At 68.8% G+C, this 16,187-nt stretch carries 11 protein-coding genes and 1 riboswitch; of the genes, 6 read left to right on the forward strand and 5 right to left on the reverse strand.

Annotation, left to right across the window (positions count from 1 at the left end):
* Window positions 1-37 precede the first annotated feature (37 nt).
* The 3 genes from AC3DEZ_RS15980 to olsF form a co-directional block, all read right to left on the reverse strand.
* The gene (locus AC3DEZ_RS15980) at window positions 38-1,129 is read right to left on the reverse strand and encodes a metal-dependent hydrolase (RefSeq protein ID WP_488389099.1); all 1,092 of its coding nucleotides are present in this window, start codon (window positions 1,127-1,129) and stop codon (window positions 38-40) included.
* A gap of 225 nt (window positions 1,130-1,354) precedes the next feature.
* Window positions 1,355-2,179, reverse strand: coding sequence for a UDP-2,3-diacylglucosamine diphosphatase (locus AC3DEZ_RS15985; protein WP_488389100.1), 825 nt, complete (start codon window positions 2,177-2,179; stop codon window positions 1,355-1,357).
* Window positions 2,176-3,891, reverse strand: coding sequence for a bifunctional ornithine lipid synthase OlsF (gene olsF / locus AC3DEZ_RS15990; protein WP_488389101.1), 1,716 nt, complete (start codon window positions 3,889-3,891; stop codon window positions 2,176-2,178). Before olsF ends, AC3DEZ_RS15985 begins: the two co-directional genes overlap by 4 nt.
* 215 nt (window positions 3,892-4,106) lie before the next feature.
* On the opposite strand from olsF, the gene metK reads away from it, so the two are divergent.
* The 6 genes from metK to AC3DEZ_RS16020 all read left to right on the forward strand — a co-directional run bounded on the left by metK (window position 4,107) and on the right by AC3DEZ_RS16020 (window position 10,569).
* The gene (gene metK / locus AC3DEZ_RS15995) at window positions 4,107-5,318 is read left to right on the forward strand and encodes a methionine adenosyltransferase (protein ID WP_447104811.1); all 1,212 of its coding nucleotides are present in this window, start codon (window positions 4,107-4,109) and stop codon (window positions 5,316-5,318) included.
* Window positions 5,319-5,484: 166 nt separating this feature from the next.
* Entirely contained in the window at window positions 5,485-6,111 is a 627-nt protein-coding gene (locus tag AC3DEZ_RS16000) for a CDP-alcohol phosphatidyltransferase family protein (protein WP_488389102.1), read from the forward strand.
* 1 nt (window position 6,112) lies between these two features.
* Window positions 6,113-6,706: a lysophospholipid acyltransferase family protein gene (locus AC3DEZ_RS16005; RefSeq protein ID WP_488389103.1), complete on the forward strand. Its 594-nt coding sequence runs from the start codon at window positions 6,113-6,115 to the stop codon at window positions 6,704-6,706.
* A gap of 80 nt (window positions 6,707-6,786) precedes the next feature.
* The gene (locus tag AC3DEZ_RS16010; protein ID WP_488389161.1) at window positions 6,787-7,686 is read left to right on the forward strand and encodes a phosphatidate cytidylyltransferase; all 900 of its coding nucleotides are present in this window, start codon (window positions 6,787-6,789) and stop codon (window positions 7,684-7,686) included.
* A gap of 79 nt (window positions 7,687-7,765) precedes the next feature.
* Window positions 7,766-9,634, forward strand: a complete 1,869-nt coding sequence (locus AC3DEZ_RS16015) for an ATP-binding cassette domain-containing protein (protein WP_488389104.1) — start codon at window positions 7,766-7,768, stop codon at window positions 9,632-9,634.
* A gap of 71 nt (window positions 9,635-9,705) precedes the next feature.
* Window positions 9,706-10,569 (forward strand): alpha/beta hydrolase, encoded by an 864-nt coding sequence (locus AC3DEZ_RS16020; protein ID WP_488389105.1) that lies wholly within the window; start codon window positions 9,706-9,708, stop codon window positions 10,567-10,569.
* Between the two features lie 24 nt (window positions 10,570-10,593).
* Here AC3DEZ_RS16020 and ppc read toward each other — a convergent pair whose 3' ends face one another.
* Together ppc and AC3DEZ_RS16030 are read right to left on the reverse strand one after the other, a co-directional pair.
* On the reverse strand, window positions 10,594-13,317 hold the full coding sequence (ppc, locus tag AC3DEZ_RS16025) for a phosphoenolpyruvate carboxylase (RefSeq protein ID WP_488389106.1): 2,724 nt from the start codon (window positions 13,315-13,317) through the stop codon (window positions 10,594-10,596).
* A gap of 147 nt (window positions 13,318-13,464) precedes the next feature.
* Window positions 13,465-15,960 (reverse strand): S9 family peptidase, encoded by a 2,496-nt coding sequence (locus AC3DEZ_RS16030; RefSeq protein WP_488389107.1) that lies wholly within the window; start codon window positions 15,958-15,960, stop codon window positions 13,465-13,467.
* A 124-nt stretch (window positions 15,961-16,084) separates the two neighbouring features.
* Window positions 16,085-16,176: riboswitch (S-adenosyl-L-homocysteine riboswitch) on the forward strand.
* Window positions 16,177-16,187: the final 11 nt, after the last annotated feature.

Consider the following 16,187-nt stretch of genomic DNA (forward strand, 5'->3'; position numbering starts at 1 on the left):
CGACGGGTGCGCGCGCCACCCCGTCGAATCACTTCACTCACGGCGCGCCCGGAACCGCGGCCTCCGCCGACGACTCCTTCACGATGACGCTGCGCAACGGGCGCGCATCCGGATGCCAGATGCGGTGCCACGTCGCCGCCAGCAACGTGCGCAGCCCGCTCCAGCCGGAAATCGGCGCATGCCACGGCTGCTGCACCGGCGGCACCGGTCGCCAGCGGCCGTCCTGCCGGTGCGCGACTTCGAAACTGAAGGTGTAGTCGGGCTCCAGCCCCATCCGCAGATCCGACAGCACCAGCGTGCCGTCGTCCTTTACCCGCGTGCGCATGAAGCCGCGATTGAACCATTGCAGCCGCCGCACCGCCGGAATGTCGCGCGCCTCGGCCAGTGCCTGGACGTTGGAGGGATAGCCGCGGAAGTTCAGCGGGCCCTGGTCCGAAACAAGCGAATACTCCGCTTCCACGTAGCCCGCCGGCGTCATCGCCACGACCCGCCACAGCAGCGTGTTGAACGGCATCGGCACGCTGAAGTACGGCGCGTTGCCCAGCCCCATCGCCGCCAGCGAACGCTCCGCGATCCGATCGACCTGGGCCTTGGCCAGCAGCGACCAGCCCAGGTAGGCGCTGCTCAGCACCAGTCCGGCCAGCAACACGCGTTGCGCGGCGGATCGATCACGCCACCACCACGCCAGCACGCAGGCGATCAGCAGCCAGATCGTGTACAGCGGATCGATGATGAAGACGCTCGACCACATCGTCGGGTGGGGTTGCAGCGGCCACCACAGCTGGGTGCCGTAGACGGTGAACGCGTCCAGCAGCGGGTGGGTGATCAGGGCCAGCTGGATGGCCCAGAACCAGCGTGCCGGCGCCTGCGCGACACGGCCGTTGCGCCGCTTGCACAGCCACCAGATCAACCAGCCCACCCACGGCAGCACAAACAGCGAGTGACTGAAACTGCGGTGCATCGTCATCAGCGCCACCGGGTCATCGGTGAACAGCAGGATGGGCAGGCTGTCGAGGTCGGGCAGCGTGCCGAGCGCGGCGCCGGCCAGCAGGGCGGCGCGCCGGTGACCTGCGGGAGCGATGGCGGCGGCGATGGCACCACCGAGGACGATCTGGGAGAGGGAATCCATGGCGGGATGCTAGCAGTTGCCTGGTTGGGGGACGGGTGAGACGAACAGCAAATCCCCCTCAATCCCCCTTTTTCGCTTTCAACAGCCGCACGGCTGGTCAAGGGGGAGGCTCTGTGTCTTTCAACTCAAAGGAAGCTGGCTTTTCATGCCCCCTTTGAAAAAGGGGGCGGCGGCCGCGCAGCGGACGACGGGGGATTTGCTTTTCGCGCCGAACCAAACCGGCGATCAGGCCGCCTTCGCTTCCGGTCGTTCCAGCGCCACCAGCCGCAGGCGCGGTGGGACTTCACTCAGCACCTGGCCAGTATGCGACAGCAGGCACAGGGTGCCGTCGGCTTCCTCGCTGAGCGCGGTCAGGCTTTCCACCCAGTCGCCGTCGTTGGCGTACAGCAAGCCATCGCGCTGGAACAACGCGGCGCGATGGATGTGGCCGCACAGGATGCCATCCAGCCCGCGCCGGCGTGCGTCGTCGAGGCCCGCCTGCACGAACCGGCCGATGTAGCGTTCGGCCGCGTCGCTCTGGCGCTTGAGGTATTCGGCCAGCGACCAGTAGCGCAGGCCGAGGCGACGGCGGATGCGGTTGGTCAGGCGATTGCCGGTGAGTATGCGGTAGTACAGCCAGTCACCGAACTTTTCCTGCAACCCGCCGAAATGGGTGATGCCGTCGTAGTCGTCGCCATGGGTGACCAGCAGGCGGCGGCCGTCGGCGGTCACATGGATGGCGCGCCGGCGCACCTGCATGGCCGGCAGCATGAGTCCGCAGAAGCGGCGGATGGGGCGATCGTGGTTGCCCGGCACATAGACAAGTTCGGTGCCGTTGCGGACCAGTGCGTGCAGTTGCTCGATGACCCGGTTGTGCGCGGCGTCCCAATTGGCGCGGCGCTGCGCCATCCACCACAGGTCGACGATATCGCCGACCAGATACAGCCGCCGGCAGCGCAGCGTGGCCAGGAAGTCCGCGAACTCGGCGGCATGGCAATGCTTGGAGCCCAGATGGACATCGGAAACGAAGACCGCCCGCCGGATGCCCGCGTCGACGGTCTGCGGGCTCATGCCGGCACCGCCCCGGTCGCCGGCTGCAGGTAGCGCGCGCGTTTCCTTGGCCGGATGCGATGCAGATCCACTTCGATCAATCCGTCGATGGAATCGCAGAACGCGGGATCCACGCCGAAGGCGAGGAAGCGGGCGCCGCCGGGTTCGCACAGATCCGTGTATTGCTTGTACAGCATCGGCACACTGGCGCCGAGCGCGTCCAGGTTGGCCTTGAGCACGCGGAACGCGGTGTCGGCGTCCATCTCGCCGTAGCTCGGCGGCGCCATGGAATAGCGGAACGGATGCCGCGACACCGCGTCGCGGCTGTCCACGCCGTAGTAGCGCGCGTAGTACGAGACGATCTGCTCGCGGGCGTCGCGCGGCAGCGCCGCGCTCATCGAGACCGCGCCGAACAGATAGCGCACCCGCGGATGCCGGCACAGATAGGCACCGATGCCCTGCCAGAGATAATCGATGCTGCGGCTGCCCCAGTATTCCGGAACGACGAAGCTGCGGCCCAGTTCCATGCCCTCGGCGATCCGCGGCAACGCATCGTCGGCGTAGCGGAACAACGAAGCGGTATACAGGCCCTTCAGTCCATGCTCGGCCAGCACCGGCGCGCCCCGCGCGATGCGGTAGGCGCCGGCGATCTTCCGCGCCTGTTCGTCCCACAGCACGATGTGCTCGTACCAGGCGTCGTAGGGATCCACGTCCAGGCGCTTGCCCGTACCCTCGCCCACTTCGCGGAAGGTCAGCTCGCGCAGGCGGCCGATTTCCCGCAGCACCGGCGAATCCGGGGCCAGCCGGCCCACGCAGATGCGCTTGCCGTCGGTGGTGCGGCCAAGCCGCTCCAGCGCGTCGACGGCGACGGCCAGCCGCGCCGGCTCCACCGGCGGCACCAGCGGTTCCGGGCCGGCCGGTTCGGCGCGCGCGCCTTCGCGGCGGCCCAGCGCGTACAGCGCGCGGCGCACCCGTTGCAGCGCGGCCTGGCTGTCCCCGTCGGCGGCGATCGTCATCGGCGTGCCGATGCGCAGGGCGATGCGGCGCTGGCTGCGCTTGAACATCTCCCGCGCCAGCAGCGCGGTGCCGGCCGGCTTGAACAGGGCCGACGCGCCGTAGAAGAAAGCCGAATTGCGCGCCTGAACCCGGATCGGCAGGACCGGGGTGCCGGTGCTGCGGGCGAAGCGCAGGAAGCCGCGCCGCCAACGGGTATCGGTGACGCCGCGCGGTCCCAGACGGGACACCTCGCCGGCCGGAAACACGATCACGCACTGCTCCGCCTCCAGCGCCTGCTCGACCGCGCGGATGCTCTCCGGGCGGGGCTGGCCGCCCAGGATGCGCACCGGCAGCAGCAGGCCGGACAGGTTGTCGATGCTGGAAAGCAGGTCGTTGGCGACGATCCTCACGTCGCGGCGGACGCCGCCGACGAAGTCCAGCAGCGCCATCGCGTCCAGCGCGCCGGAGGGATGGTTGGCGACGATCAGCAGACGCCCGGTCGCCGGCACCCGCGCCCGCTCGGCCGGATCGACGGCGTAGCGCAGGTTGAGGAAGTCGATGGCCGCCTGCAGGAAGGCGAAGTCGCGCAGGTGGGCGTGTTCGGCCAGGAAGGCGTAGGCCCGGTCCAGCCGTGACCAACGACCCAGGGTGCGCAGCAGCGGCCGGGTCAGGCCGGCCCGACGGCCACGGAACCAGTGGGGATAGCGTTCGGCAATCTGCTGTTCCAGCGGGCGCATGGTCGCTCGGATCCGGCCGGGGACGGCGGGTTTCGCCGCGCAGCCTGCGCCCGTGGCGCGACAGCCAGATGGCAGCGGCGTGGCGGTTCCATGACAGCCCGGAACCGGCCCGGCTTAACGCAAGGAACATCCTGAACGGAGCAGAATGCACGCACCGCCCGGCGCGTGTATCATTCGCGCCCATCTTTTCATCCGAATACAGGGATATAAGCCTGATGTCCAACTACCTGTTCACGTCCGAATCGGTCTCCGAAGGCCATCCGGACAAGATCGCCGACCAGATCTCCGACGCCGTGCTGGACGCCATCCTGGCCCAGGACAAGCGCGCTCGCGTGGCCTGCGAAACGCTGGTCAAGACCGGCGTGGCCATCGTGGCCGGCGAGATCACCACCTCGGCGTGGATCGATCTGGAAGCGCTGACCCGCAAGGTGATCCTGGACATCGGCTACGACAGCAGCGACGTCGGCTTCGACGGCGCCACCTGCGGCGTGCTCAACCTGATCGGCAAGCAGTCCCCGGACATCAACCAGGGCGTCGACCGCAAGAAGCCGGAAGAACAGGGCGCGGGCGACCAGGGCCTGATGTTCGGCTACGCCACCAACGAGACCGACAGCCACATGCCGGCGGCGATCCACCTGTCGCATCGCCTGGTCGAGCAGCAGGCCAAGATCCGCAAGAAGAAGAACTCGCCGCTGCCGTGGCTGCGCCCGGACGCCAAGAGCCAGGTCACCCTGCGCTATGAAAACGGCAAGGCCGTGGCGATCGACGCGGTGGTGCTGTCCACCCAGCATGATCCGGACGTCAAGCAGAAGGATCTGGTCGAGGCCGTGCGCGAGCACATCCTCAAGCCCGTGCTGCCGGCCAAGTGGCTGCACAAGGGCACCAAGTTCCACATCAATCCGACCGGCAAGTTCGTCATCGGCGGCCCGGTGGGCGACTGCGGCCTGACCGGCCGCAAGATCATCGTCGATACCTACGGCGGCTGGGCCCGTCACGGTGGCGGCGCGTTCTCGGGCAAGGATCCGTCCAAGGTGGATCGCTCGGCCGCCTACGCCGCGCGCTATGTCGCCAAGAACGTGGTCGCCGCCGGCCTGGCCGATCGCTGCGAAGTGCAGGTCTCCTACGCCATCGGCGTGGCCGAGCCGACCTCGATCTCGGTGACCACCTTCGGCACCGGCAAGATCAGCGACGACAAGATCGAGAAGCTGATCCGCAAGCACTTCGATCTGCGTCCATACGGCATCATCCAGATGCTGGACCTGATCCACCCGATGTACCAGGCCACCGCGTCCTACGGCCACTTCGGCCGCAAGCCGCACGAGATCAGCTACCTCGACGGCGCCGGCAAGAAGCACACCGGCACGGCCTTCTCCTGGGAGAAGACCGATCGCGCCGAGGCGCTGCGCAAGGACGCCGGGCTCAAGTAAGCCGGCAACCGCGACAGCCTCCGGAAAGACCCCGCTTCGGCGGGGTTTTTCTTTTTCGGCCGCGTGTGGCCGAGCGTCACGCGGACCGCTGCGTACCCAACGGTCATGGCCGGTCGCGTCCTGCGCTGACCGGTCCCAGCCCCGCATTTCGTCTATTCTTCCCGTCATGGGGAAATCATCCGAACGACGACCGATCGCCGCGCGCGGCAGCGGCTGGGCGAAGTCGCTGGCCGCGGCGCTGGCGCGCTCGCGCGTCACGCCCAACCAGATCTCCGTGCTCAGCATCTTCTTCGCCGCGGTGGGCGCGGCGATGCTGGCGTGGACGCCCTCCACCGCCGGCCTGTTGCTGTGCGCGATCTGCGTGCAACTGCGCCTGCTGTGCAACCTGCTGGACGGCATGGTCGCGATGGAAGGTGGCAAGCAGACGCCTACCGGCGCGCTGTACAACGAATTCCCGGATCGGATCGCGGATTCGCTGCTGATCGTCGGCCTCGGGTATGCGGCCGCATTGCCCTGGCTGGGCTGGCTGGGCACGCTGCTGGCCGCGCTCACCGCCTACGTGCGCCTGTCCGGCGGCAGCCTCGGGCTGGCCCAGGATTTCCGCGGACCAATGGCCAAGCAGCACCGCATGGCGGTACTCACCGTGGCCTGCCTGCTCGCCATCGCCGAGCGGTATCTGATCGGCACGGCGTGGGTGTTGCCCGCGGCGGCGTGGATCATCGCCATCGGTTCGCTGCTGACCTGCGTCACCCGCACCCGGGCGATCGCCGCGCAGCTGCAGGGAAGAACCTGAGATGGCCTCGCGCCTGCTGGCCGGCCTGGCCCACCTGTTCTTCGGCGCGTATCCGCGCTGGCAGGGCTCGCGTCCGGAACCGCGCCAGCGGATCTATTTCGCCAACCATGCCAGCCACATCGACACGGTGGCGCTGTGGGCCGCATTGCCGCCGGTCCTGCGCGCGCGGACGCGTCCGGTGGCCGCGCGCGACTACTGGGGCCATGGACCACGGCGCTGGCTGGCCCGGCACGGCTTCAACGCGGTGCTGATCGATCGCCAGCGCGCCACGCCCGATCAGGATCTGCTGGAGCCGCTGTACCAGGCGCTGGATGCCGGCGATTCACTGATCCTGTTCCCGGAAGGCACGCGCAACCACGACATCCATCCGCAGGCGTTCAAATCCGGCCTGTTCCATCTGGCGCGCCGGTATCCGCAGGTGGAGTTCATCGCGGTCTATCTGGACAACGCGCGCCGCTGCCTGCCCAAGGGCAGCCTGGTGCCGGTGCCGCTGGTGTGCACCGTGCGCTTCGGCGCGCCGGTCGCGCTGCGGCCGGACGAGGAGAAGGACGCCTTCCTCGAACGCGCCCGCGCGGCGGTGGTGGCGCTGGCATGAACCTGATTCCCTCCGAGCTGCCCGTGGGCGGTTTCCTGCAGGCCGCCATCGCCCGCGCGCCGCAGACGTTCTGGGGCGTGATGGGCGGCATCGGCGCGCTGCTGCTGCTGGCCAGCCTGATCGGCTGGCTGCTGCACCGGCGCAGGCCCGGCCCGGTGATCGACAACCTCAATGCGCGCATCCGCGCGTGGTGGGTGATGGCGGCGGTGCTGGCCACCTGCTTCCTGCTGGGCAAGGTGGCGACGCTGGTCCTGTTCGGCCTGCTGTCGTTCCTGGCGCTGCGCGAGTTCATCAGCCTGACCCCGACCCGGCGCGGCGATCATCTGGCGCTGTGCCTGTGCTTCTACATCGCCATCCCGTTGCAGTACTGGCTGATCGGCATCGACTGGTACGGGCTGTTCGTGGTCTGCATCCCGGTGTACGGCTTCCTGCTGCTGCCGGCGGTGTCGGCGCTGTCCGGCGACACCGAGGATTTCCTGGCCCGCAGCGCCAAGGTCCAGTGGGGCCTGATGCTGGCGGTGTACTGCCTGAGCCACGCTCCGGCGCTGCTGCTGCTGCGCATCCCCGGCTACGAGGGACAGAACCTGATGCTGCTGCTGTATCTGCTGTTGGTGGTGCAGCTCAGCGACGTGCTGCAGTACGTGTTCGGCAAGCTGTTCGGCCGGCACCTGCTGGCCCCGCAGGTCAGCCCGTCCAAGACCGTGGAAGGCTTGGTCGGCGGCGGTCTGGCCGCCGCCGGCGTGGGCGCCGCGCTGTGGTGGATCACCCCGTTCACGCCGCTTCAGTCCGGCCTGTTGTCGCTGCTGATCGTGCTGTGCGGCTTCCTGGGCGGGCTGGCGCTGTCGGCGGTCAAGCGCAGCCTGGGGGCCAAGGACTGGGGCGAGATGATCGAGGGTCACGGCGGCATGCTGGATCGGCTGGACTCGGTGGTGTTCGCCGCGCCGATCTTCTTCCACGTGGTCCGCTACGGGTTCCAGTAGAGCGGAGCAAGCTCCGTTCGAGTGGTTGCCGGAGCCAGGGCCGGCGGATCGTGCGGGTACGGGCGGGTACAATGGCGGCATGTCCCTTCTGCAATTTCAGCGGGTCGACTTCAGCGTCGGCGGTCCGCTCCTTCTCGAACACGTCGATCTGTCCATCGAAGCCGGCGAGCGCGTCTGCATCGTCGGCCGCAACGGCGCCGGCAAGTCCACCCTGATGCGGCTGATGGCCGGGGAAATCCGGCCCGACGACGGCGACATCCGGATCCAGGGCGGCGTGGTGGTCGCGCGCATGGCCCAGGAAGTCCCGCAGGACACCGCCGGCAGCGTGTTCGACGTGGTCGCCCAGGGCCTGGGCGATCTGGGCGCGCTGCTGGCGCGCTATCACCATGCACTGGCCGAGGGCGACATGGACGCGCTGGGCGAAGCGCAGGTGCAGATCGAAGCCCGCCAGGGCTGGGATCTGGATCGTCGCGTGCAGCAAGTGCTGACCCGGCTGGAGCTGCCGGAGGACGCCGACTTCGCCGCCCTGTCCGGCGGCATGAAGCGGCGCGTGCTGCTGGCCCAGGCGCTGGTGCGCAAGCCCGACATCCTGCTGCTGGACGAACCCACCAACCACCTCGACATCGAGGCGATCGCATGGCTGGAAGGTTTCCTCAAGCAGTTCGAGGGCAGCCTGGTGTTCGTCACCCACGATCGCAGCTTCCTGCGCGCGCTGGCCACCCGCATCGTCGAGATCGATCGCGGCCAGCTGACCAGTTGGCCGGGCGACTACGACAACTACCTGCGTCGGCGCGAGGAACGCCTGCATGCCGAGGCGCAGGAGAACGCGCGCTTCGACAAGCTGCTGGCGCAGGAGGAAGTCTGGATCCGCCAGGGCATCAAGGCCCGCCGCACCCGCAACGAAGGCCGCGTCACCGCGCTCAAGGCGATGCGTCGCGAACGCGCCCAGCGCCGCGATCTGTCCGGCAACGTCAGGATGGAGGCCGCCGCCGCGCAGGCCTCCGGACGCAAGGTCATCGAGGCCACGGACGTCACGCAGGCCTATGACGGGCGGGTCCTGCTGGATCGCGTGTCGGCCACGATCATGCGCGGCGACCGGGTCGGCATCATCGGTCCCAACGGTGCCGGCAAGTCGACCCTGCTGAAGATCCTGCTCGGCGACCTCGCCCCGCAGCAGGGCGAGGTCAAACTGGGCACCGGCCTGCAGATCGCCTATTTCGACCAGCATCGCAGCCAGCTGGACGAATCGCTCAACGCACTGGAAAACGTCGCCGAAGGGCGCGACTTCATCGAAATCAACGGCAGCCGCAAGCACATCATCGGCTACCTGCAGGATTTCCTGTTCTCGCCCGAACGCGCGCGCGCGCCGATCACCCGCCTGTCCGGCGGCGAGCGCAACCGCCTGCTGCTGGCCAAGCTGTTCGCCCAGCCGTCCAACCTGCTGGTGATGGACGAACCGACCAACGATCTGGACGTGGAAACGCTGGAACTGCTGGAAGAACTGCTGCTCGACTACAAGGGCACGCTGCTGCTGGTCAGCCATGACCGCGACTTCCTCGACAACGTGGTCACCAGCACCCTGGTGCTGGAAGGCGAAGGTCGCCTGGGCGACTACGTCGGCGGCTACAGCGACTGGCTGCGGCAGCGGCCGGCGCCGACGGCCGCCGCCCCGGCGAAACCGGGCCTCGCGTCTTCGCCTGCGGCCGCCGGCCCCGCGACGGCGGCGCCAAGGCGCAAACTCAGCTACAAGGACGCGCGCGAACTGGAGCAGTTGCCGGCGCGCATCGAGGCCCTGGAAGCCGACATCGCCGGCCGCACCGACGCGATGAACGGTCCCGCCTACTATCAGCAGGATCCGGCCAGTCTGCAGCAGGCCAACGAACAGTTGGCCGCGCTCCAGCAGGAACTGGAACTGGCCTACCAGCGCTGGGCGGAACTGGACGGCTGATTTCCTTCACCTCGATTACGTTCGGCACCCGCGCCCCTTGACCGTCGCGCGGGCCCAAGCGATGTTGCGCCATGTCGACCGCTCTCCCGATCTCGTCTTTCCTCACCCCTGACGGTCTGCGCCTGCACCAGCGCGACTGGCCCCTGCCACGGCCACGTGCGCGCCTGCTGCTGGTGCACGGGCTGGGCGAACATTCGGGACGCTACGCCCGGCTGGCGGAGGAACTGAACGCCACCGGCGTCGCGGTGCGCGCCTACGATCAACGCGGGCACGGACGCTCGGAAGGCGCGCGCGGCTGCGTGGACGAATTGACCCGCCTCCCGCGCGACACGGTCTCGGTGTTCAACGCCTATGCCGCCGAAGGTGGCGACCTGCCGTTCCTGTTCGGCCACAGCATGGGCGGTCTGGTCGCCATGCAGGCCGTCCTGCTTGAAGACCTGATCCCGCGCGGCCTGATCGCTTCCTCGCCCGCGCTCGCCACCCACGCCGGCGGCATCCAGCGCGCCTTCGCCCGCTGCCTGACCGGCTGGTGGCCCGACCTGACCCTGCGCACCGGCCTGGCCGCTGACCGGCTCTCGCACGATGCGCATGTCGAACGCGAGTATCGGGAAGACCCGCTCAACCACTCGCGCATCAGCGCCCGGCTCGCGCATTTCATCTTCACGGGTGGTCGCCGGGTGGTCGCCCTTGCCGCTGAACTGAAAATTCCGACGCTGCTGCAGTTCGCCGCCGACGATCACCTCGTCGATCCGGCCGGCGCGCGCGCGTTCGCCGCCGCGGCGCCGCAGCGCAAGCTGCGTGCGCATGAATACCTGCGGCTGTACCACGAGATCTACAACGAGGCCGATCCGGAACGCAGCCGGGTGGTCGCGGATCTGCTGCGCTGGCTGGATCTGCAACTGGACAAGCCCAAACGCAGCAGCCAGTCCGCCTAGCCGGCGCACGCGGCACGCACGCACTCAGCCGGTGTTCTGGACGCCCTGCGACACGCCGTTGATGCTGGCCACCAGCGCCCGCAGCAGGGTTTCGTCCTCGCGTCCGGTCTCGCGCCAGCGTCGCAGCAGATCCGCCTGCAGCACGCTGATCGGATCGATGTACGGATTGCGCAGGCGGATCGACAGCGCCAGCCGCTGATCGTGTTGCAGCAGCCACTCGTCCCCGGTCAGGCGCAGCACCCAGCGCAGGGTCAGCGCATGCTCGTGCCGGATGCGCGGGAAGAATTCGCCATGCAGGTCGCCGGCCATCCGCGAGAACATTTCGGCGATGCTCAGATCGCCCTTGGCCAGCACCATCGAGATGTCGTCGAGGAACGTGCGGAAAAACGGCCAGTCGCGCGCCATTTCCAGCACCGCCTCCTCGCCGTGCGCGTCCACCGCCGCCTGCAGCCCGCTGCCCACCCCGAACCAGCCGGGAATCACCGCCCGCGCCTGGCTCCAGGCGAACACCCACGGAATCGCGCGCAGGTTGCCCAGCGCGGCGTCCTGGCCGAGCCGGCGCGAAGGCCGCGAGCCCAGGGTCATCCGTTCGATCACGTCGATCGGCGTGGCGCTGCGGAAATAGTCCATGAAGCGCGGTGCGCCGACGAACGCGCGATAGGCCTCGCTGCTGTCCCTGGCGACGGTATCCATGATGTCCCGCCAGCCCGGTTCGCGCGGCTCCAGCGGGCGGGGACGCAGCGAGGAGGCCAGCACCGCGCCGACCGACTGCTCCAGCGAGCGCAGCGCGAGCGCGCGGATGCCGTACTTGCGATGGATGACTTCGCCCTGCTCGGTCACCCGCAGGCGGCCATCGACGCTGCCGCGCGGCGAAGCGTCGACCGCGCGGGTGGTCTTGCCGCCGCCGCGGCTGATCGAACCGCCGCGGCCGTGGAAGAAGGTCAGCTTGATGCCGAGTTCGTTGGCGGTCTGCAGCAGTTCGACCTGACCACGCTGCAGACCCCAGCGCGACGCGGCGATGCCGCCGTCCTTGCCGCTGTCGGAGTAACCCAGCATCACCATCTGCACGTTGCCGCGCGCCGACAGGTGCGCGCGGTACACCGGATCGGCCATCAAATCGCGCAGCGTGTCCGGACCGTGGCGCAGATCGTCCACCGTCTCGAACAATGGCGCGATGTCCAGCGGCACGTGTCCGTCCTCGCCGACCAGCCCGCCGCGGCGTGCCAGCGCCAGTACCGTGAGCACGTCCGCGCGGTTGTGCGCCATGCTGATGATGTAGGCGCCCAGCGCATCGGCGCCATGCCGGCGGCGCGCGTCGCCCAGCGCGGCGAACACCGCATCCAGGCGCGGATTGCCTTCTTCCTCCGACGCCGGCAGCAAGGTATCGCCGCTCGCGTAGGGCGCCAGCAGCGCGCCGCGCTCGACCGGATCGCGCGATTCCCACTGGTCGTCGCCGAGCGCGGCCGCGACCGCGCGCGCGTGCACGCTGGATTCCTGGCGCACGTCCAGGCGCGCCAGATGGAAGCCGAAACTGCGGATGCGCCAGGCCAGCCTGCGCACCGCGAACCAGCCGGCGTGGATGCCGCGGTTGGCTTCCAGGCTGCGCAGGATCAGATCCACGTCGGCGGCGAGTTCATCGGGTCCCGCATAGCCCTGCGGCAGGTCTTCCAGGGTGGCCTGCAGGCGCGCGCGCATCAGATCGTTGAGCAGGCGGTACGGCATGTCGCCGTGCCGCGGGCGCGACTGCGCGGCGGCCTTCGGCAGCAGTTCGCGGTATTCGTCCATGCGCGCCAGCACTTCGGCCGACACGCCGACCAGCGAGGTCGACTGGCTGAGCAGCGTGGTGAGCTGGCGCAGTTCCTTGATGTAGCGGCGCAGGATCAGCGCGCGCTGCGCATTGAGGGTCGCGATGACGGTGCCGGCGTCGACGTTCGGGTTGCCGTCCATGTCGCCGCCCACCCAGGTGCCGAAGCGCAGCAGGCGCGGCAGATGGCGGGTGATCGCGGGCTGTTCGCCATGGACCTGGGTGATGGCGTTTTCCAGGGTCTCGTACAACACCGGCATCACCCGGTACAGCACTTCGATCAGATAGAAACCGACATGCTCGCGCTCGTCTTCCACCCCCGGGCGAACCGGCGAGGAATCGGTGGTCTGCCAGGCCGAGGTCAGCGCCATCCGGAAACGCGCGGTGTCGGTGGCCTGCTCGCCGGGCGTGCGGTTGCCGTCCAGCCCGTTGACCAGGCTGGCGACCATCAACTGCTCCTTCTCCAGCAGCGCGCGCCGCACCGCCTCGGTCGGATGGGCGGTGAACACGGGTTCGATGTCGATGCGCGGCAACCACTGCGCCAGTTCGTCCACGCCCACGCCCTGCGCCTTCAGCCGCTGCAGCACATCGTGCAGGCCTTCCGGCTGCGGCTTGCTGTCGTCGGTGCGCTGGTAGTCGCGGCGGCGGCGGATCCGGTGCACGCGCTCGGCGATGTTGACCACCTGGAAGTACGCGCTGAACGCGCGGATCAAGCCTTCCGCATGCGAAGGTTTCAGCCCGGCCAGCAATCCCGCCAGCGACTGCGGCGGCGCGTCGCTCTGGCGACGTGCGATGGCGGTGGTGCGCACGCGCTCGACTTCATCCAGGAACGCGGGTGACACCTGTTCGGCGAGCATGTCGCCGACCAGTGCGCCGAGCCGGCGCACGTCTTCACGAAGCGGTACATCGGGAGGAGCGAACTCGAGACTGCGGGGCGAATTCATCGAGGCGGCAGACCGTGCAGCGGGGGTGAGCCCCCAACACTACCCCAATTCGGCCGCCGTTTGCTGCACCGCCGCACACCTGTTCCGGGACGTCCCGCGGGCCGGGCGAACCGGACCGCAATTGGTCCGGTTCCGGTCCCGCCGTCGTCAGCGCTTGGCCGGCGCGGCGGGTGCCTGCTTCACGTAGCGATCGAGCCAGGCGTTGGATTCGGCCAGCATCTGCAGGATCGATTCACGTGCACGATAGCCGTGCGACTCGTTCGGCAGCATCACCAGCCGCGCGGTGCCGCCCAGCCCCTTGACCGCGGCGAACATGCGTTCGCTCTGGATCGGGAAGGTGCCCGAGTTGTTGTCCTGCTCGCCGTGGATCAACAGCAGCGCGTCCTTGATCCGGTCCGCGTGATTGAACGGCGACATCGTTTCGTACACGCCCGGCGCCTGCCAGAAATTGCGCTCCTCGGCCTGGAAGCCGAACGGCGTCAGGGTCCGGTTGTAAGCGCCGCTGCGGGCGATGCCGGCCTTGAACAGGCGCGTGTGCGCGAGCAGGTTGGCGGTCATGAACGCGCCATAGGAATGGCCGCCAACCGCGATGCGTTCGCGATCGGCCACGCCCAGGCGCACCGCTTCGTCCACCGCCGCCTCGGCGCTGGCGACCAGCTGCGGCACGTAGGTGTCGTTCGGCTCCTTGTCGCCCTCGCCCACGATCGGCACGGAGAAGTCGTCCCACACCGCGTAGCCCATCGCCAGGAACGCCTGCGGTCCCCAGTAGCTGACCGCGTTGAAACGGTACGGCGAATCGGTCACCTGGCCGGCGGCCTCGGCGGATTTGAACTCGGCCGGATACGCCCACATCAGCATCGGCAGTCGACCGTCGCGCTTGGGATCGTAGTTCGGCGGCAGGTACAGGGTCGCGGTCAGATCCACGCCATCCTTGCGCTTGTAGCGGACCTGCTGCTTCTTCACGCCCTTCAGCTGCGGGGTCGGATGCGGGAAGCGGGTCAGCGCGCGCGGCTCACCCGCGCCTTCGACGACGAACAGGTTGGTGGGTTCATCCGGCGATTCACGGGTGATCAGCAGACGCTGGCCATCGGCGTCCAGCGGCGCCACCGGCGCCGCGTAGTACGGCGCCTGCGAATGGAACAGGCGGGTCTTGCCGCCGTCCGCGCCAGGCTTGTCCAGATCAACCTTGTCCAGGAAGGGACGATCCCCTTCCGGCGACGCGCCATCGCCGACCCGGAAGATGCTGCGGCCGTCGGCCGCCATCATCAGGCGCATTTCGCCGCGCGCGTCCTGCGCGAGCACCGGCGAACCGGGATCGTTGTAGCGGTCCTCGTAGGAGCCTTCGCGGATCAGCTTCGGCGCCTGCGCCGCGTCATCCGGCGCGATCCGCCATTCGCGGATCTGGCGGTTCTTCCACCAGGCCTCGCTGATCAGGGCCAACTGGCCGTCGCCCCACTGGATGTCGGCCAGGCGCATGCCCAGCCGCGCCAGGGTCACGGGCGGTTTGTCGAACGGCGCGGCCTGCGTCATCACCGCGTCGCGGATGGCGGCCTCGCGCGACGGATCGCCACCATCCTGGGCTTCGGCCCAGACCAGGGTGGCATCCGCATCGGCGCGCCACTGGATGTCACGGACACCGGCGGGCACCGCGTCATTGCCGGGCGGCAGGCCTTCGATCAGCGGCAGCTTCGCCACCTCGTGGACCAGTTGTCCCTGCATGTCCAGGACTTCGATGCGGGTCGGGAAAGAACTCACCGGCACCAGATACGAGAACGGTCGCTCGACGCGGCGGCGCAGGAGGTAGCGTCCATCCGGCGAAGCCGACAGCGACAGGTTCAGATCGGGATTGCCCAGCGATTTCACCGCGCCGGCGAGGTCGACCAGCGCGGCCTGCGAGCGCAGTTGATATTCCAGCAGGCGCGCATCGCCTTCGTTGCGGAGCATGTCCTGGTAGGTGCGGATCTGCACCACGCCGCCACCGGCCTGGGTCTGCTGCACATTGGGGCCGGACGGCACCCCGCTGCGTTCGGGCGCTTCGCCCTGTCCCTGCGGCTGCAACTGGACCAGCAACCGGCTGCTGTCGCCCAGCCAGGCATAGCCGCGGCCAACGACGGTATTCAGCGCACGATCGGTCAGGCGTCGCGCGCTGCGCGTTCCCACATCGATCAGCCACAGCTCGTTGGCGGCCGATTGCGGATCGATGCGATTGAAGGCGATGTAACGCTGGTCCGGCGACCAGCGGAAACCGACCATCGACAGCGGTTGCGGCAGGCCCTGGATGCGCAGTTCCTTGCCGGAGGCGACTTCCTGCAGCCAGAAGTCGGTGCCGAAGGAGAACCGGCTGGCGGAATGGCTGCGCGGATGGATGCGCAGGCCCGCCAGCTTCAGTTCCGGCTGGGCGACCACGTCGATGCCCGGCAGCGCGGGGACCTGCATCAGGGCCAGCAGGTCGCGCCGGGGACTGACCGAAATGTCGGGACGGCGCGGCGCGTCGACGATGGCGCGCAGGGCGGGAGGCGGCAACTGGTAACCGGCGGCGTCCACGGTGGCGGGCGGCGCCGGAGCCGGCGTGCGCGCGAAGGCGGGCAGGGCCAGCAGGCCGACCGCCAGGGCCAGGGCGGCGATGCGGGGCATGGAGGTCATGCGGGACTCTCGTTGGCGTGGATTCATCCGAGCTTAACAACCCGGGGCCGGGCCAGGCCAACGCCATCGGTCATGCCCGGCGGCATCCATCGCTCCATCCGGAACAACCGATATAATGGCGGGCCTCGCCGAGGGGCGCTGCGACCGTGACGACTTCCAGGGGAAGTGCGCACGGCCAGGCTCGGCAGGACTTTTCTGTAACGGCGCCCGGTCGAGAATGCGAGCCC

Source organism: Pseudoxanthomonas sp. 134C1 (genome assembly GCF_057773065.1).